Annotated in this window: 14 protein-coding genes; 11 read left to right on the top strand and 3 right to left on the bottom strand. The window is 67.0% G+C overall.

Annotation, left to right across the window (positions count from 1 at the left end; translation table 11 throughout):
- Positions 1-202: 202 nt before the first annotated feature.
- A complete protein-coding gene (locus VX037_RS04985; RefSeq protein WP_235724875.1) occupies positions 203-3,019 on the bottom strand; it encodes an aconitate hydratase in 2,817 nt (938 codons plus the stop codon).
- A 403-nt stretch (positions 3,020-3,422) separates the two neighbouring features.
- On the opposite strand from VX037_RS04985, the gene VX037_RS04990 reads away from it, so the two are divergent.
- The 8 genes from VX037_RS04990 to VX037_RS05025 all read left to right on the top strand — a co-directional run bounded on the left by VX037_RS04990 (position 3,423) and on the right by VX037_RS05025 (position 11,979).
- Positions 3,423-4,025 carry an Rv1476 family membrane protein gene (locus VX037_RS04990; RefSeq protein ID WP_235724874.1) on the top strand — a complete coding sequence of 201 codons (603 nt, stop codon included), beginning with the start codon at positions 3,423-3,425 and terminating at the stop codon, positions 4,023-4,025.
- A 401-nt stretch (positions 4,026-4,426) separates the two neighbouring features.
- On the top strand, positions 4,427-5,974 hold the full coding sequence (locus VX037_RS04995; RefSeq protein WP_328713424.1) for an NlpC/P60 family protein: 1,548 nt from the start codon (positions 4,427-4,429) through the stop codon (positions 5,972-5,974).
- Positions 5,975-6,105: 131 nt separating this feature from the next.
- The gene (locus VX037_RS05000) at positions 6,106-7,272 is read left to right on the top strand and encodes an AAA family ATPase (RefSeq protein ID WP_442903636.1); all 1,167 of its coding nucleotides are present in this window, start codon (positions 6,106-6,108) and stop codon (positions 7,270-7,272) included.
- On the top strand, positions 7,259-8,197 hold the full coding sequence (locus VX037_RS05005; protein WP_235724872.1) for a DUF58 domain-containing protein: 939 nt from the start codon (positions 7,259-7,261) through the stop codon (positions 8,195-8,197). Before VX037_RS05000 ends, VX037_RS05005 begins: the two co-directional genes overlap by 14 nt.
- A gap of 10 nt (positions 8,198-8,207) precedes the next feature.
- Positions 8,208-9,176, top strand: coding sequence for a VWA domain-containing protein (locus tag VX037_RS05010; RefSeq protein ID WP_235724887.1), 969 nt, complete (start codon positions 8,208-8,210; stop codon positions 9,174-9,176).
- Positions 9,177-9,243: 67 nt separating this feature from the next.
- Positions 9,244-9,975, top strand: coding sequence for a 3-oxoacyl-ACP reductase FabG1 (fabG1, locus tag VX037_RS05015; RefSeq protein WP_235724871.1), 732 nt, complete (start codon positions 9,244-9,246; stop codon positions 9,973-9,975).
- Positions 9,976-10,021: 46 nt separating this feature from the next.
- Entirely contained in the window at positions 10,022-10,858 is an 837-nt protein-coding gene (gene inhA / locus VX037_RS05020) for an NADH-dependent enoyl-ACP reductase InhA (RefSeq protein ID WP_328713426.1), read from the top strand.
- Positions 10,855-11,979 (top strand): ferrochelatase, encoded by a 1,125-nt coding sequence (locus VX037_RS05025; protein WP_328713427.1) that lies wholly within the window; start codon positions 10,855-10,857, stop codon positions 11,977-11,979. Before inhA ends, VX037_RS05025 begins: the two co-directional genes overlap by 4 nt.
- Here the strand turns inward: VX037_RS05025 and VX037_RS05030 are convergent.
- The gene (locus VX037_RS05030; RefSeq protein ID WP_328713429.1) at positions 11,942-12,742 is read right to left on the bottom strand and encodes a hypothetical protein; all 801 of its coding nucleotides are present in this window, start codon (positions 12,740-12,742) and stop codon (positions 11,942-11,944) included. The two genes, VX037_RS05025 and VX037_RS05030, sit on opposite strands and share 38 nt — an antisense overlap.
- Positions 12,743-12,832: 90 nt before the next feature.
- Between VX037_RS05030 and VX037_RS05035 the strand changes: the two genes are divergently transcribed.
- From VX037_RS05035 to VX037_RS05045, 3 genes are read left to right on the top strand one after another with little or no spacing between them, the layout of a single operon-like run.
- Entirely contained in the window at positions 12,833-13,663 is an 831-nt protein-coding gene (locus VX037_RS05035) for a DUF3097 domain-containing protein (protein WP_328713431.1), read from the top strand.
- A gap of 55 nt (positions 13,664-13,718) precedes the next feature.
- Entirely contained in the window at positions 13,719-14,147 is a 429-nt protein-coding gene (locus VX037_RS05040; RefSeq protein WP_328713433.1) for an NfeD family protein, read from the top strand.
- Between the two features lie 25 nt (positions 14,148-14,172).
- Positions 14,173-15,378 carry an SPFH domain-containing protein gene (locus tag VX037_RS05045; RefSeq protein ID WP_328713435.1) on the top strand — a complete coding sequence of 402 codons (1,206 nt, stop codon included), beginning with the start codon at positions 14,173-14,175 and terminating at the stop codon, positions 15,376-15,378.
- Positions 15,379-15,454: 76 nt separating this feature from the next.
- Here VX037_RS05045 and VX037_RS05050 read toward each other — a convergent pair whose 3' ends face one another.
- Positions 15,455-16,180: a TVP38/TMEM64 family protein gene (locus tag VX037_RS05050; RefSeq protein WP_235724863.1), complete on the bottom strand. Its 726-nt coding sequence runs from the start codon at positions 16,178-16,180 to the stop codon at positions 15,455-15,457.
- Between the last annotated feature and the right edge of the window lie 79 nt (positions 16,181-16,259).

Consider the following 16,259-nt stretch of genomic DNA (forward strand, 5'->3'; position numbering starts at 1 on the left):
GGCTCCGCCGGGCCCCGGGCCCCCGCGGGGGTCCTCTCGTGTTGGTTGGCGCGGGCCCCCCCGCCCCCCGCCCCCCCCCCCCCGCCGGCGGCGGCCCCCCCCCCCCCCCCCCCCCCCCCGCGGCCAGCCGGTCATCACTGACCTTGGGCACTTCTCGTGCTCCCTGTCGTGTTCATGCTGTCGTGGTCAAGGGCTGAGGTGATCAGCTCTTGATCATGTTGCGCAGCACGAACTGCAGGATGCCTCCGTTGCGGTAGTAGTCGGCCTCACCGGGGGTGTCGATGCGCACCTTGGCGTCGAACTCGACCTTCGCGCCGTCCTCCTTGGTGGCGGTGACGTGCACGGTCTCCGGCGTCGTACCGGAGTTGAGCTGCTCGATACCGGTGATGTCGAAGGTCTCGGTGCCGTCGAGTCCCAGCGACTTGTGCGACTCACCCTCCGGGAACTGCAGCGGGATGACACCCATACCGATGAGGTTGGAGCGGTGGATGCGCTCGAAGCTCTCGGTGATGACCGCCTTGACGCCCAGCAGCCTCGTGCCCTTGGCGGCCCAGTCACGCGACGACCCGGTGCCGTACTCTTTGCCGCCCAGCACGACCAGCGGGGTGCCGGCTGCGGCGTAGTTCTGCGCCGCGTCGTAGATGAACGACTGCGGGCCGCCGTCCTGGGTGAAGTCGCGGGTGTAGCCACCGGTGACGTCGACGAGCTGGTTGGCCAGCCGGATGTTGCCGAACGTCGAGCGGATCATCACCTCGTGGTTGCCGCGACGGGCGCCCAGCGAGTTGTAGTCCTTGCGTGCCACACCGTGTGAGTCGAGGTACTGCGCAGCAGGCGTTCCCGGCTTGATGGTCGACGCGGGGGAGATGTGGTCGGTGGTGACCGAGTCGCCCAGCTTCGCCAGCACGCGCGCGCCGGAGATGTCGGCGACCGGCTCCGGCTCGGTCTGCATGCCGTCGAAGTACGGAGGCTTACGGACGTAGGTCGACTCGTCGTCCCACTCGAAGACCTTGCCGTCCGGCGTCGGCAGGTTCTGCCAGCGCTCGTCGCCCTTGAAAACATCGGCGTAGTCCGCCGCGTACTGCTCGGCCGAGATCGACGACGCGATCGTCTGCGAGATCTCCTCGTTGGACGGCCAGATGTCCTTGAGGAAGACGTCGTTGCCGTCGGCGTCGGTGCCCAGCGGGTCGGTCTCGAAGTCGAAGTCCATTGTGCCGGCCAGCGCGTAGGCGATGACCAGCGGCGGCGACGCCAAGTAGTTCATCTTCACATCGGGGTTGATGCGGCCCTCGAAGTTGCGGTTACCCGAGAGCACCGCGGTCGCCGTCAGGTCGTTGTCGTTGATCGCCTTGCTGATCTCTTCGGGCAGCGGACCGGAGTTGCCGATGCAGGTGGTGCAGCCGTAGCCGACAAGGAAGAAGCCCAGCTTCTCCAGGTAGGGCCAGAGGCCGGCCTTGTCGTAGTACCCGGTCACGACCTGCGACCCCGGGGCCATGGAGGTCTTGACCCACGGCTTGGCGGTCAATCCCTTCTCGACGGCCTTCTTGGCGAGCAGTCCGGCGCCCAGCATCACCGACGGGTTCGAGGTGTTGGTGCAGCTGGTGATGGACGCGATCGTGACGATGCCGTGATCGAGAACCATGTCGCCGCGCTCGGGCGAGGAGACCTTGACCGGCTTCGACGGGCGACCCTCGGCGCCCTTCGACGCGTTGTGGGCGGGTTCGTCGTCGTCGGCGAAGGACAGCTTGGCCGCGTCGGGGCTCACCGACGGTGCGTCGGAGGCGGGGAAGCTCTCCTCGTTGGCCTCGTCGACACCATTGTGGGCAGGGGTGTTGCCCTCTTCGACGTAGTTGTGGATGTCCTTGCGGAACGCATTCTTGGCGTCCCAGAGCTCGATGCGGTCCTGTGGGCGCTTCGGGCCGGCGATGGACGGGACGACCGTCGACAGGTCGAGCTCCATGTACTCGGAGTACTGGGCCTCTTCCGCGTCCTTTTCCAGCCACATGCCCTGTTCCTTGGCATAGGCCTCGACGAGGTCCAGGGTCTCCTGCGAGCGACCGGTCAGCTTGAGATAGTTGACGGTCTCGGAGTCGATCGGGAACATCGCGCAGGTGGAGCCGAACTCGGGGCTCATGTTGCCGATGGTGGCGCGGTTGGCCAGCGGCACCTCGGCGACGCCGTTGCCGTAGAACTCGACGAACTTGCCGACCACGCCGTGCTTACGCAGCATGTCGGTGATGGTGAGCACCACGTCGGTGGCGGTGACACCCGGCTTGGTGGCGCCGGTCAGCTTGAAGCCGACCACGCGCGGGATCAGCATCGACACGGGCTGGCCCAGCATCGCGGCCTCGGCCTCGATGCCGCCGACGCCCCAGCCGAGCACGCCGAGCCCGTTCTCCATGGTGGTGTGCGAGTCGGTGCCGATGCAGGTGTCGGGGTAGGCGACACCGTCGCGCACCATGACCGACCGGGCAAGGTGCTCGATGTTGACCTGATGGACGATGCCGGTGCCCGGCGGGACGACGCGGAAGTCGTCGAAGGCGCCCTGGCCCCACCGCAGGAACTTGTAGCGCTCTTCGTTGCGCTGGTATTCGATCTCGACGTTGCGTTCGAAGGCCTGTGCGTTGCCGAAGGCCTCGATGATCACGGAGTGGTCGATGACCATCTCGGCGGGGGCGAGTGGATTGACCTTGTCCGGATCCCCACCGAGCTGCTTGACCGCATCGCGCATGGTCGCGAGGTCGACGATGCACGGCACGCCGGTGAAGTCCTGCATGATCACGCGGGCCGGGGTGAACTGGATCTCGATGCTCGGATCGGCGTTCGGATCCCAGTTCGCGATCGCCTCGATGTGTTCGGAGGTGATGTTGGCGCCGTCTTCGGTGCGTAGCAGGTTTTCGGCGAGGACCTTGAGCGCATAAGGAAGCTTGCCGGTGCCCTCGACGGCATTCAGTCGGTAGATCTCGTATGAATTGTCGCCCACCTCGAGGGTGCCCTTGGCGCCAAAGGAATCGATACTCACGTCTTGTCCACTCTCCTCAACGTGCCGGCGGGCTGCGCCGGCCTGCTCATCCGACGGGCTGCGTCGGTGGTTACAGCAACGTGTGACCTCGCTGCGTTGGCTGCCACCGCCCGATGTCCGACCAGCGTTGACGCTGTTCGTCGGCAGGTGGCGACAGTTCCGATGTTAACAGTACGCACGTACTGTTAACAAACAGCCTCGCTCGCCTCGTGTCGGATCGGGGCGCGCGAAGCCGACCCGGGATTCTCCGGACCATCCCATTCTGTCGTACGGTGCTGCAGGAGGTTTGGTGGGCCACCGCTGTGCGTGCGAATTTAATGCTCGCGAAACCTTGCCGGCGAGCTGATGCCTTGCGTGTCGCGGTGTGCGACCCTCAGGTGCCCAGAGATGTGAGGATGGCCAGATGAGTCCGGATGCGACGACGCAGCATGTCTTGGCCCTGCCGCCGATGGGCGTGATGGCGCCCTCGGTCATTCCCGAGAGCGTGGACATGCCCGCGATCCTGCGCGACATCCAGGAAGACGGCGTCGCCGCGCCGGCTGGCCAGGTCGCCGGCCTGCGCGCAGTGGTGGCCGAGGCTCAGGCCGATGGGCAGGAGGTCAGCTTCGTGGTGATCGATCGGCCCCTGAAGTTCGAGTACTACCGCGATATCGCCACCGATCTCCAAGCCGACGTCGGTGGGACCGTCATCGTGCTCGGTCCACAATCGGTGGGCAGTGCTTCGCCGCACTTCAGTCGCGTCCAGCAGGAAGAAGCGACCGACAATCTGACCCTGACCGATCCGCCACTCGCCGCGCGTCAGATGTGGGATCAGATGAACGAGCCGTCTCTGAACTGGACGGTCATCAGCCTGCTGCTCATCGTCATCGTGGTGGCCGGGGCGGCCATCGCCCGGCTGCGATCGACCCGTGCGGACCGACGGGGAGCCGGTGGCGAGGGTGCGGCACCGGTGGAATCGACCGCGCAGGCGTCCGGCACCACCGACCTCTCGCGCGACCTACCCTGACGCGACCGCGTCGGCCCACTCCGTCGCAGACGCGCGTCCACTTCGGTGGAGAGGTAGCCCATACATCGCTTCGCCCGCATCAGTTGTAGGCGGCACGCCCGGATGCGCTCTTCGTTGCCGATTCGAGACCTTTGTCGATCGGCGCCCTTTCGGCAGTTCACGGCATTTTGCCTGGTAATCACGCCAATGTAATTCGTGACTGCTGTTTTCCGATGTGTTCGATGTGACGTACGGTTCTGTTGTCACGAGTGGTGCCCAAGTGATGGAGGGCACCACGAGTGGTGCATGGTGCACGTCGCGAGGCGGGTCGGGATCGGGCAGGCACCCATCACTTCACAGCGCGCGGACCGCGAGGTCGCATCCGCTGTGGCGGGTAAGCCGCGAACGACGAGGGAGAACTGGTGAGGCGAGCTACTACCGGCGTGGCGCGCGGTGGGTCACCGGCGCCGCGAGCGCAACGGTCCCGCCGACGCGCGATTGCGGCCCGGATCGGCGCATTGCTGGCCATCACGGTGCTCGGGTTCGTAGGAGCCGGACAGGCCCAGGCAGCGCCGAAAACCGGAGCACAATCGCAGGTCTCCGGTCTGATCAATCAGATCGCCAAGGCGAACCAGAATCTGGCCGATCTCGACAACGCGGTCGCAGTCCGTCAGGAAAACGTCAATCGCGCACTGGTGGACTACCAGAACTCCGTGGCCGCCGAACACTTGGCGAGTGTCGCCGCGAAGTCGGCGAAACGTTCCCTTTCCGACGCGCGGCGCAAGGTCGCCGAGGCGCAGAAGGCCTTCGACGAGTTCGCGCGCGACGTCTACCGGCAGGGGAGTGCTCGCAGTTCCATGGCCGAGTACGTCTCATCGGACAACCCCGGTGCGGTACTGGACCGGATGACCGTCATCGACCGACTCGGCAAGCAGCAGCGCGACACCATCGAGCGGCTCGAGGTGGCCCGAAACCAACAGGCCAACCGGGTCTCCGCGGTCCAGGCGACGCAACGCCAGGCAGCATTCGCCACCCAGAGCGCAGCCAACCGCAAGGACGACGCGCTCGCCGCGGTCAGCCAGGCGCGTTCGGCGGTCGCCTCGGAGCAGCAGCGTCGGTCCGCCCTCATCCAGAAGCGCGACAAGGTCCAGCAGTCGCTCGACAAGATCCGGGGTCTCGCGCCGCGACGTACGGTCGAGGGCCCCACGGCCGGCGAGCTCTTGCAGAACCTCTTCCCCGATTCGCCGCAGACACCCGCGGCGCCCGGCGCGCCCGCGGAGCCCGGCGGCGACAACCAGGCCTTGGCCGTGGCGGCCACGGCTGCGGCCAAACTCGCTCTCGATGTCGGTCAGAAGGTGCTGGCCGAACTCGTCGGGCAACAGCAGATGCCGCATTCAGAACTCCTCGACGAGCTCGGCATCGGCGGTTCCGACATGACCGGTAGCGGCCCCGACTCGCTGAGCTCGGTGATCGGCAACGGCAGCCTGGGTTCGCTGTTCGGCAGTTCGTCCGGTGGCGGCGGCGGCATGGTAAGGCCCGGTCTCCGCGGTCCCCAGGCCATCGAGATCGTCGTGAATCGGGCGCTCTCGCAGCTCAACGTGCCATATGCGTGGGGTGGCGGCGACGCCAACGGTCCCACCCGGGGCATCCGTGACGGGGGTGTCGCCGACAGCTACGGCGACTACAACAAGATCGGGTACGACTGCTCGGGACTGATGATCTACGCCTTCGCGGGCGTGGGCATCGAACTGCCGCACTACACCGGCTACCAGTACACCTCCGGTCCACAGTTCCCGCTGTCGCAGATGCAACGCGGCGACATGATCTTCTACGGCCCGAACGCCAGCCAGCACGTCGCGTTGTACCTCGGCGACAACAAGATGATCGAGGCGCCGCAGTCGGGCAGTGTCGTCAAGGTCTCGCCGCTGCGCACCGCGGGAGCGATGCCCAACGTCGTCCGCCTGCTCTGAATCGACGCTGCCGGTCGCGGCACCTTCTTGGCCGCAGTTCAGCCAACGCGACTACGCTGGCACCGACAGGCCGCCCGGACGGGCAGGTCCTACTGAGGCACGGCGCACGTGACCCGAGATTGCGCACGCAGATGGAACAGGAGTACCGGTTGACCTCATTGCAACCCCCGGCCGATTCCGCGGGCGGAGCCGGCCCCGACGGATCGGTCATGTTGTCCGACAGTGACGTCAAGCTGCTCGAACGCGCGATCTACGAGGTGAAACGGGTCATCGTCGGGCAGGATCAGCTCGTCGAACGCATCCTCGTCGGCTTGCTGGCACGCGGACACATCCTTCTCGAAGGTGTGCCGGGCGTCGCCAAGACCCTCGCGGTGGAAACGTTCGCGACCGTGGTGGGTGGCACCTTTTCCCGCGTTCAGTTCACGCCGGACCTGGTCCCCACCGACCTCATCGGCACGCGAATCTACCGGCAGGGCAAAGAGGAGTTCGACACCGAACTCGGTCCCGTGGTGGCCAACTTCCTGCTCGCCGACGAGATCAACCGAGCCCCCGCCAAAGTGCAGTCCGCGCTGCTCGAGGTGATGGCCGAACGGCATGTGTCCATCGGCGGCACCACGTACCCGATGCCGGATCCGTTCCTGGTGATGGCCACCCAGAACCCCATCGAGAACGAAGGCGTCTACCCGCTGCCCGAGGCACAACGCGATCGCTTCCTGTTCAAGGTGCTCGTCGACTACCCGTCGGTCGAGGAAGAGCGCGAGATCGTCTACCGGATGGGCAACGTGCCGCCGTCGGCATCGCAGGTCCTCGACCCGGAAGCGATGATCCGGCTGCAGCGCACGGCCGCGAACGTCTTCGTTCATCACGCCCTCGTCGACTACGTCGTCCGGGTCATCAACGCCACTCGCCGTCCCGCCGAGTTGGGCCTGAGTGACGTCGCGGCGTGGCTGTCCTACGGGGCATCGCCGCGCGCGACTCTGGGTATCGTCGCCGCCGCCCGCGCGCTGGCCCTGGTCCGCGGCCGCGACTACGTGATCCCGCAGGACGTCGTCGAAATCGTGCCCGATGTGCTCCGGCATCGACTTGTGCTGAGCTACGACGCGCTCGCAGACGAGGTCGATGCCGATCAGGTGATCACCCGGGTGTTGCAGACAGTGGGACTGCCACAGGTCGGCGCACAACCGGTCAACACCGGTCCGGCGCCGGGACAACAACCGACTACCCCTGGGCCACAACAGCATCCGGGTCACCCGAACGGCGCGACGGTGAACCAGACGCCACGGTATGCCGGCCAATAGCGATCTGCCGTCGCTCGGTGCCGGCCTGCTGTCCGAACCGCAGCTGACCGCTGCGCTCAAGACGCTCGAGCTGACCGTGCGGCGCAAACTGGACGGCGTCCTGCAGGGCGAACACCTCGGTCTGATCCCCGGCCCGGGTTCTGAACCCGGCGAGGCGCGGGCCTATCAGCCCGGCGACGACATCCGACGGATGGAATGGTCGGTGACCGCGCGGACCACCCAGCCACACGTACGACAGATGATCGCCGACCGTGAGCTCGAGACATGGCTGGTGGTCGATGCGTCGGCGAGCCTCGATTTCGGCACAGTCAACTGCACCAAGCGCGACCTCGCGGTCGCCGCGGCGGCAGCCATCGTCCACCTCACCTCGGGCGGCGGCAACCGGCACGGTGCAATCGTCGTGACCGGCGATCAGGTGGTGCGGATACCGGCCCGCGCCGGTCGGGCGCACGCGCAGAATCTGCTCAAGGCGCTCGCGACCACCACGCGGGCGTCGAGCGGCGTGCGGGGCGACCTGCACGCCGGTATCGAGGCGCTTCGCCGACCGCAACGTCGACGAGGTCTCGCGGTCGTCGTCAGTGACTTCCTCGGCCCGATCGACTGGGAGCGGTCGTTGCGGGCCATCGGTGCCCATCACGAACTGCTCGCGGTCGAGGTCCTCGACCCGCGTGATCTGACGCTGCCCGACGTCGGTGAGGTGAGTTTGGCCGACGCGGAGTCCGGCGAGGTGCGCGACATCACGGTCACCCCCGCGGTGCGGCGTGACTTCGCTGCCGCGGCCCGCGATCACCAACTGAAGGTGCATCGAACGGTCCGCAGCTGCGGCGGGCCGGTGCTGAGTCTGCAGACCGACCGGGACTGGATCACCGACACCGTCAAATTCGTCGCGCAGCGTCGGCGCGGCCTGGCCGCCGGGGTCGGGTGAGCGGGTGTCGATTCTCGCGAGCCCGTGGTGGCTCCTGTTGCTGCTCGTCGTGGCCGGGCTGGCCGCCGCCTACATCTACGTTCAGCGGCTGCGGCGCAAGCGTGCGCTGAAGTTCGCCAATCTGGACCTGCTCAATCAGGTCGCGCCGGCGCAGCGCAACCGCTGGCGCCACGTTCCCATCGCGCTGCTCTTGGTGGCGCTCACCCTGCTCGTGGTCGCAGTGGCCGCGCCCCAGGCCGACCGACGCGTGCCGCGGAACAAGGCGACGGTGATCCTGGTGATGGACGTGTCGCGATCGATGAACGCGACCGATGTCGCGCCGTCGCGTATCCGCGCTGCGCAGGACGCGGCGCGCACCTTCGCCGACGAACTGACCGACGGCATCAACCTCGGTCTCATCTCCTACGCCGGTACCGCGTCGACCCTGGTGTCGCCGACGCCTGACCACAACGCCACCAAGGCTGCGGTCGACAAACTGCGGCTCGACGACCGCACGGCGACAGGGGAGGGGATCTTCGCGGCCATCCAGCAGATCAAGACCCTCAATGCGGTGCTCGGTGGGGACGAGGCGGCGCCGCCCGCACGGATCGTGCTGCTCTCGGATGGAAAGGAAACCGTCCCGGACGACCCGGACGATCCGCGTGGCGCATTCACCGCCGCGCGCAAGGCGAAAGAGGAGAAGATTCCGATCTCGACGATCTCCTTCGGCACGATGACCGGAACGGTTGACCTCGAAGGTGATCAGGTGCCGGTGCCCGTCGACGACGATTCGCTGCGCAAGATCGCGAACCTCTCGAGTGGTCAGTTCTTCACCGCGGCCAGCCTCGACGAGCTCAACAAGGTCTACGAGACCCTGCAGCAGCAGATCGGTTACGAGAAACGCCGTGGGGACAACTCCCGGCCATGGCTGATCGCCGGTACGTTGTTGGCGCTGCTCTCGGCGTTCGCCGCGCTGGCCATCAACCGACGCCTGCCCTGAGTCGCGCGACCGACCAAACCCATCCCACCGCCTCTGGCGCAGAGCACGAACGGATAAGTTGGCCCACATGGCAGACAGCAACGAAGCTCAGCAGGTCTCTCGCTCGGTCCTGGTGACCGGTGGCAATCGCGGCATCGGCCTCGCCGTGGCGCGGCGCCTGGCCGCCGACGGACACAAGGTGGCGGTCACCCATCGCGGCTCCGGTGCCCCTGACGGGTTGTTCGCAGTGCAGTGCGACGTCACCGACAACGCATCGGTCGAACGGGCGTTCGACGAGGTCGCCGAGCATCAGGGTCCGGTGGAGGTGCTGGTCGCCAACGCAGGGATCACCGACAACATGCTGCTGATGCGATTGTCCGAGGAGTCCTTCGAAAAGGTTGTCGACGCGAACCTCACCGGTGCATTCCGCTGCGCCAAACGCGCGACGAAGGGCATGCAGCGCGCCAAGTGGGGCCGGATGATCTTCCTCGGCTCGGTCGTCGCGACCTCGGGCATTCCGGGACAGGCCAATTACGCTGCCTCGAAAGCCGGACTGATCGGGCTGGCACGGTCGATCGCCCGCGAGGTGGGTTCACGCAACATCACCGCCAACGTCGTCGCCCCCGGCTTCATCGACACCGACATGACCGCTGCGATGGAGGACCGCTACGTGGAGATGGCCAAGCAGGCCATCCCGCTGGGCCGGACCGGCAAACCCGAAGACGTCGCCGCCGCGATCAGCTTCCTCGCCTCCGACGAAGGTGGTTACATCACCGGCGCCGTGCTGCCCGTCGACGGCGGCATGGGCATGGGCAACTGACATCGATGGCACGCCGAACCCACCACCTCAGATTCAGGAGCGAACCGTGACCGGAATTCTCGACGGCAAGACCGTCCTCATCACCGGCATCATCACCGATGCCTCGATCGCCTTCCACGCTGCCGCGATGGCTCAGGAGCAGGGTGCGAAGGTCATCATCACCGGTATTCCCGAGCGGTTGCGGTTGATCGACCGGATCGCCAAGCGCCTGCCGCAGGAGGTGCCGCCGGCCATCGGCCTCGACATCACCAGCGAGGACGACCTGGCCGCGCTCGCCGACCGCATCGGTGAACATGCCCCCGAAGGTGTGGACGGCGTGATGCACTCCATCGCGTTCGCCCCCCGCACGCTGATGGGGCCGGATGCCAAGCCGTTCCTGGAGGGTCCGGGACCTGACGCCGCCAAGGCATTCGAGATCTCCGCGTGGAGCTACGCCTCGCTGGCCCGCGCCGTGCTACCGGTGATGAACGAGGGCGGCTCCATCGTCGGTATGGACTTCGATCCACGCACCGCCCTGCCGTATTACAACTGGATGGGCGTGGCCAAGGCCGCACTGGAATCGGTGAACCGCTATGTTGCCCGGGAAGTGGGCACCGCCAAGCGGATCCGATCGAATCTCGTTGCGGCCGGGCCGATCAAGACGTTGGCGGCGAAGGCCATCGCGGGCACTGCCACCGACGACGCGAAACAGCTCAACATGCTCAACACCTACTGGGACGGTGCCTCGCCGATCGGCTGGGACGTCGAGGATCCGACCGTGGTCGCGAAGTCCGTGTGCGCGCTGCTGTCGGACTGGCTACCGGCCACCACTGGCTCGATCGTCTACGTCGACGGCGGCGCCAGCCACAACACCTGGTTCCCGGAGAACTTTCCGGCACAGTGAGCGATTCCGGAGAGGCTTTCGACGCCGTCCTGTTCCTCAGTTTCGGGGGACCGAACGGACCCGAGGACGTGATGCCGTTCCTGGAGAACGTCACCCGGGGCCGGGGCGTGCCGCCCGAACGTCTCGAGGCGGTGGCCGAACACTACCTGCACTTCGGTGGGGTGTCGCCGATCAATCGGCTCAATCTCGAGATGATCGACGCCCTGCGCGCGGTGTTTACCGCACGCGGCATTGGCCTGCCCGTGTACTTCGGCAATCGCAATTGGCATCCGTTGGTCGAGGACACCGTCGAGAAGATCTATCGCGACGGTCATCGCCGGGTGCTGGTCTTCCCCACGTCGGCATGGGCCGGGTACTCCGGGTGCCGTCAGTATCACGAGGACATCGCGCGGGCGCTCGCCGCCCTCGGGCAGCGCGTGCCCGCGAGTATCGACGACGACCCGATCCTACTGCGCAAGATCCCGCAATACTGGGATGCCGAGGCAATGATCGCGGCCGCTGCAGACGCGATCGGACGAGCACGTGGCGAGCTGTCGGCCGCCGACGTCGCACCGCGACTGGTGTTCACAGCGCACTCGATTCCGTTGTCCGCGGACCGCGCGGCCGGCCCGGCCGCGGACGGGGGAGGGCTGTACTCGCGTCAGGTCGCGGCCGCCGCACGCGCGGTGGCCACCCGAGCCGGCTACCGTGACTTCGATCAGGTATGGCAGTCGCGTTCGGGCCCACCGCAGGTGCCCTGGCTCGAACCGGATATCTGCGACCACCTGGAAAGTCTTCGGGCCCAAGGTGTTCGGCAGGTCGTCGTGCAGCCGGTGGGTTTCGTCTCGGATCACCTGGAGGTGGTCTGGGATCTCGACAACGAGGCTGCCGAGAAGGCGCGGGAGCTGGGCTTGGATTACGTCCGTGCCGACACTGTCGGCACCGACCCGCGCTTCATCGAGATGATCGCCGATCTGGTGGCCGACTACGCCGACGGCGGTGGGGATTTGACGGCGCTGGGGTGTGCCGACAACGGCCGAACATGCCGCTCCGAGTGCTGCGTGCCGGTGTCACGACCGTCCGCCGCGCCTGGCGCAGTGGAGCCTACTTCGGCCGGCGATACTCGGCGATCACCTGATTGACCGCCGTCGCACGGGCGGACCGCGCCAGCGCACCGAGTCGGCGTAGGCGGGCGTCGGCGAGTTCGACGTGTCCCGCGGTCATCCCGAATGTCGGTGCCTGCGCGCCGGCGAGGGTGACGATTGCCTCCACACGCGCCGCCGAGTCGATCACCCTACCGGCCCGCGCGTCGTCGTGGGGTGGCAGCGTGATCTGGTGGCGCGCAGTGAGCATGGCCAGAGCCGAGCGCAGTGCGGACGGATTCATCCGGATTCCGCTGCTGCCCAGCGTGCCCACGACGTCGGCGGTCTCCCGGACAGCCTCTCGCAGGTCGTATTCGATCTGGCCCAACGAGTCCGACGCGGCGACCGCCACCGGGCCATCGTACCGGTGCGCCGACCATCGACACGTCTCGCCGACCAAGGTCGGTACCAGGCCGAGGGTGGTGCCGTCGGATTGTTCCTCCACCAACAGAATCTCGCCGGCGATCAGCGCCGCGGCGGTGGCCGGACCCGGCGGCAGGCCTTGCGGATCACCGGCCGTCGGCAGCCGCACCGACAGTCCCTGGCCGGCACGGAGCAGGGCGAGGAGTCCGAGACGGGCGTGTTCGTCGGGCCCGTTGGTGTCGGCGGTGCGGACGACGTCGTGCCGGTCGGCGAACTCGCTCAGGGTGTCGGTCACGTCGTCGGGCGCGCAGCGACCCGCCAACCACGCCGCGGCCCACGTTCCCAGCGCACAGCCGGGCCACGCGGGTGGTCCGGAGGTGATGAGGTCGGTACTGGTCATGGCTTCTCCACGATAGGTGAGTCACGGGTTGGCAGCCGACTCGGCGTGCCCGCGCCGAATCGGCGGCGCGGGGTTCTACGGTGGCTCATCGTGAGCGAAGACCGATACGGACGTGATGTGCTGGCGAACCCGCGCCGCGCCAAACCTCGTGCACCGGAGGTCGCCGCCGAGCGCGATCTGGTCGTCGAGGACGCGGCGACCGGATTCTGTGGTGCTGTCGTCGGCCTGGAGAAGAGTTACTCCGGTGATCTCGTGCGGTTGGAGGACCGCCATGGCATCACCCGGGTGTTCCTCATGCATCCCGCCGCATTCCTGATCGACGGTCGGCCGGTGACCCTGGTGCGCCCGCGTACCCGGGGACCGCAGGTCTCGTCCACCACCGCGTCGGGGTCACGGTCAGTGCCACGCACCCGGGCCAGGACGGCACGGGCCAGTCGGATATTCGTCGAGGGGGTGCACGACGCGACGCTGCTCGAGCGGGTCTGGGGCGACGACCTGCGCGCCGAGGGTGTCGTCGTGGAGAGTCTCGACGGTCTCGACAATCTCGCCGGAGTGCTCGCGGAGTTCGGGCCGGCACCGCATCGCCGTGCGGGCGTGCTCGTCGATCACCTGGTCGCGGGATCCAAGGAGATGCGGTTGACCGGTGCCGTCGGCGAGCACGTGTTGGTGTGTGGGCATCCCTTCATCGACGTGTGGGAGGCGGTGAAGCCGGCGTCGGTACGCATCGAGGCCTGGCCGCAGATCCCGCGCGGAATCGACTGGAAGACAGGCATCTGCAGCCAGTTGAGGTGGGGTACTCCGCAGGACGGGTGGCGTCGGGTACTGGCCGGTGTCAACGACTATCGCGATCTGGAGGTCGAACTTCTGCGCTCGGTCGAAGAGCTCATCGACTTCGTCACCGCCGCCGACGGGGATCAGTGACCGCTGCCCGATTCGGGCGAAACGCGCCGCCTGTGGTCTCTGGCACACTGGAGACATGACCGCACTGCTGTGGTTGGTGGCCGCGATGCTCCTCGTGATCGCCGAGATGTTCGTCGGCGATCTGGTCCTGCTCATGCTCGGTGGGGGTGCATTGGCGACGGCGGGTGTGAGCTTCGCGCTGGACACACCGATCTGGGTGGACGGTGTCGTGTTCGCGGTCACCTCGGTGCTGTTGCTCGGCGTGGTTCGCCCGGTTGCCCGGCGGCACATGCTCAATCGGCCCTCGGTGCTCACCAACACCGAAGCCCTCGAGGGGCGGCACGCGGTTGTCACCGAACGGGTGGACGAACACGACGGCCGGGTCAAGATCGGCGGTGACGTGTGGTCGGCGCGGACCCTCGGTCCCGGCGAGGTCATCGAACCGGGTATCGAGGTCACCGTGGTGCAGATCGACGGTGCAACCGCAGTCGTATGGAAGGGCTGACCGGATGGAAGGGTTGACGTAGCTCATGGAGTACATCGGACTGATCGTGGTCGCCGTGCTGGTACTGCTCGTGGTGGTGGTGCTCGCGAAGTCGGTGGCCCTCATCCCGCAGGCCGAGGCCGCGGTCATCGAACGACTCGGTCGCTACACCCGTACCGTCTCGGGTCAGCTGACCCTGCTGCTGCCCTTCATCGACCGCATCCGCGCCCGAGTGGACATCCGCGAACGCGTCGTGTCGTTCCCCCCGCAACCGGTGATCACCGAGGACAACCTCACGCTGTCCATTGACACCGTCGTCTACTTCCAGGTGACCAATCCACGGTCGGCGGTCTACGAGATCGACGACTACATCGCAGGTGTGGAGCAATTGACCATCACCACGCTGCGCAATGTCGTCGGCGGTATGACGCTCGAGGAAACCCTCACCTCCCGCGACTCCATCAACGGCCAACTGCGCGGTGTGCTCGACGAGGCCACCGGACGCTGGGGATTGCGTGTGGCCCGTGTCGAGCTGAAGAGCATCATGCCGCCGCCGTCGATCCAGGAATCGATGGAGAAGCAGATGAAGGCCGACCGGGAGAAGCGCGCGACCATTCTCTCGGCGGAGGGACAGCGTGAGTCGGCCATCAAGACCGCCGAGGGCAACAAGCAGAGTCAGATCCTCGCGGCCGAGGGCGCCAAGCAAGCCGCGATCCTCGGCGCCGAAGCCGATCGGCAGTCGACGATCTTGCGCGCGCAGGGCGAACGAGCCGCGTCGTACCTCAAGGCGCAAGGTGAGGCCAAGGCGATCGAGAAGACTTTTGCGGCGGTCAAGGCCGCCAAACCCACGCCCGAATTGTTGGCCTACCAGTACCTGCAGCAGTTGCCCGAGATGGCGAAGGGCGAGGGCAGCAAGGTGTGGGTGGTGCCGTCGGACTTCGGCTCGGCGCTCCAGGGCTTCGCCAAATCGTTCGGCGTGCAAGGCGACGACGGTGTGTTCCGCTACGAGCCGACTGCCGACGAGCCGTCGGCGATCGACGAATCCGAGACCGAAGACTGGTTCTCGCTCGCGTCGGATCCGAAGGTGGCCCAGGCGGTCGCCGAAGCAGAGGCAGTGGCACGCAAACCGGTGGCGCCTGAGGTCACCGCACGGGCCACCCGTGCTCTGTCTTTCGAAGCCGACCGGCAGCGGGGCGCGAGTCCGGCAGCGGATCTGTCCGACGCCGGTGATGAGAGCCCCACCAGCCGCTGAGAACGTGGCTTTACATTGCTCTCCGTAAAGCGTGGCCTCACATTGCTCCCTGAGGAACGAGGCGCCAGCCGGAGTGTCACGAAGGGGCCGACACCGGCAGCCGCGCATCGAGGATCAGTCCGGTGATGCCGACCGCGAAGAAACACGCGCTGAGCACGAGCAGTAACGGATTGCGTTGCCCGGCCATCGCATCGCCGAGCAGAACCACCGCAACGGTCCCGGGAGCCATGCCGACGACGGTGGCCAACAGGTAGGGAATTGCGCGGACCGACGACAACGCCGAACAATAGTTGGCCACGGAGAACGGGCAGGCGGCGATCAGTCGCAGTGACCCCACGGCCAACCAGCCCCGCCTGCGTAGCCGGTATTCCACCGAGCGCACCACCGGCTTGGTCAGATAGGGCCGTACCCGCTCGCGGCCGATTCTGCGCACCAACCAGAACGACACCATCGCCGACACGGTCGAGGCGATCATCGCGCCGGTGATCCCGACGACCGGGCCGAACAAGATCCCCGACATGACGGTGAACGGAGACCGGGGGATCGGAAAGACGGTGATGGCGGCGTAGGCGCCGAAGAAGGCCCAGACGAAGGCGGGGCCGAGACCTTCGCCCCAGGTCCGGACTGCGGCGATCGACGGGATCGGGATCAGGTAGGAACCCACCAGCACCAGCGCTACCACTGCGGTCAGGGTGAGCGCGGGGCGCACCACCCGCCGATCGATGCGGCGACGCGTCGTCGAGCCGGACGCCGCGTCGTCGGACGGGCGCCGGTGGGCGGCGGTGGCAGGCTCGGATGGCACCGCAACACTCTAGCTGCGCAGGGGCAGTGTGCCTTGTCACAACAGCCCACCCGTGTGGGCCGAGCGAGCGTTCGGCTAA

The organism is Gordonia sp. Z-3, assembly GCF_036233855.1.
In the GTDB taxonomy this organism is placed as follows: domain Bacteria; phylum Actinomycetota; class Actinomycetes; order Mycobacteriales; family Mycobacteriaceae; genus Gordonia; species Gordonia tangerina.

What these genes read in the sequence shown, in the direction of transcription:
- VX037_RS04990 (WP_235724874.1), top strand. Translation starts at nt 3,423, where the DNA reads ATGAGTCCGGATGCGACGACGCAGCATGTCTTGGCCCTGCCGCCGATG.
- VX037_RS05000 (WP_442903636.1), top strand. Translation starts at nt 6,106, where the DNA reads ATGGAACAGGAGTACCGGTTGACCTCATTGCAACCCCCGGCCGATTCC.
- VX037_RS05005 (WP_235724872.1), top strand. Translation starts at nt 7,259, where the DNA reads ATGCCGGCCAATAGCGATCTGCCGTCGCTCGGTGCCGGCCTGCTGTCC.
- fabG1 (WP_235724871.1), top strand. Translation starts at nt 9,244, where the DNA reads ATGGCAGACAGCAACGAAGCTCAGCAGGTCTCTCGCTCGGTCCTGGTG.
- VX037_RS05030 (WP_328713429.1), bottom strand. Translation starts at nt 12,742, where the DNA reads ATGACCAGTACCGACCTCATCACCTCCGGACCACCCGCGTGGCCCGGC.
- VX037_RS05040 (WP_328713433.1), top strand. Translation starts at nt 13,719, where the DNA reads ATGACCGCACTGCTGTGGTTGGTGGCCGCGATGCTCCTCGTGATCGCC.
- VX037_RS05045 (WP_328713435.1), top strand. Translation starts at nt 14,173, where the DNA reads ATGGAGTACATCGGACTGATCGTGGTCGCCGTGCTGGTACTGCTCGTG.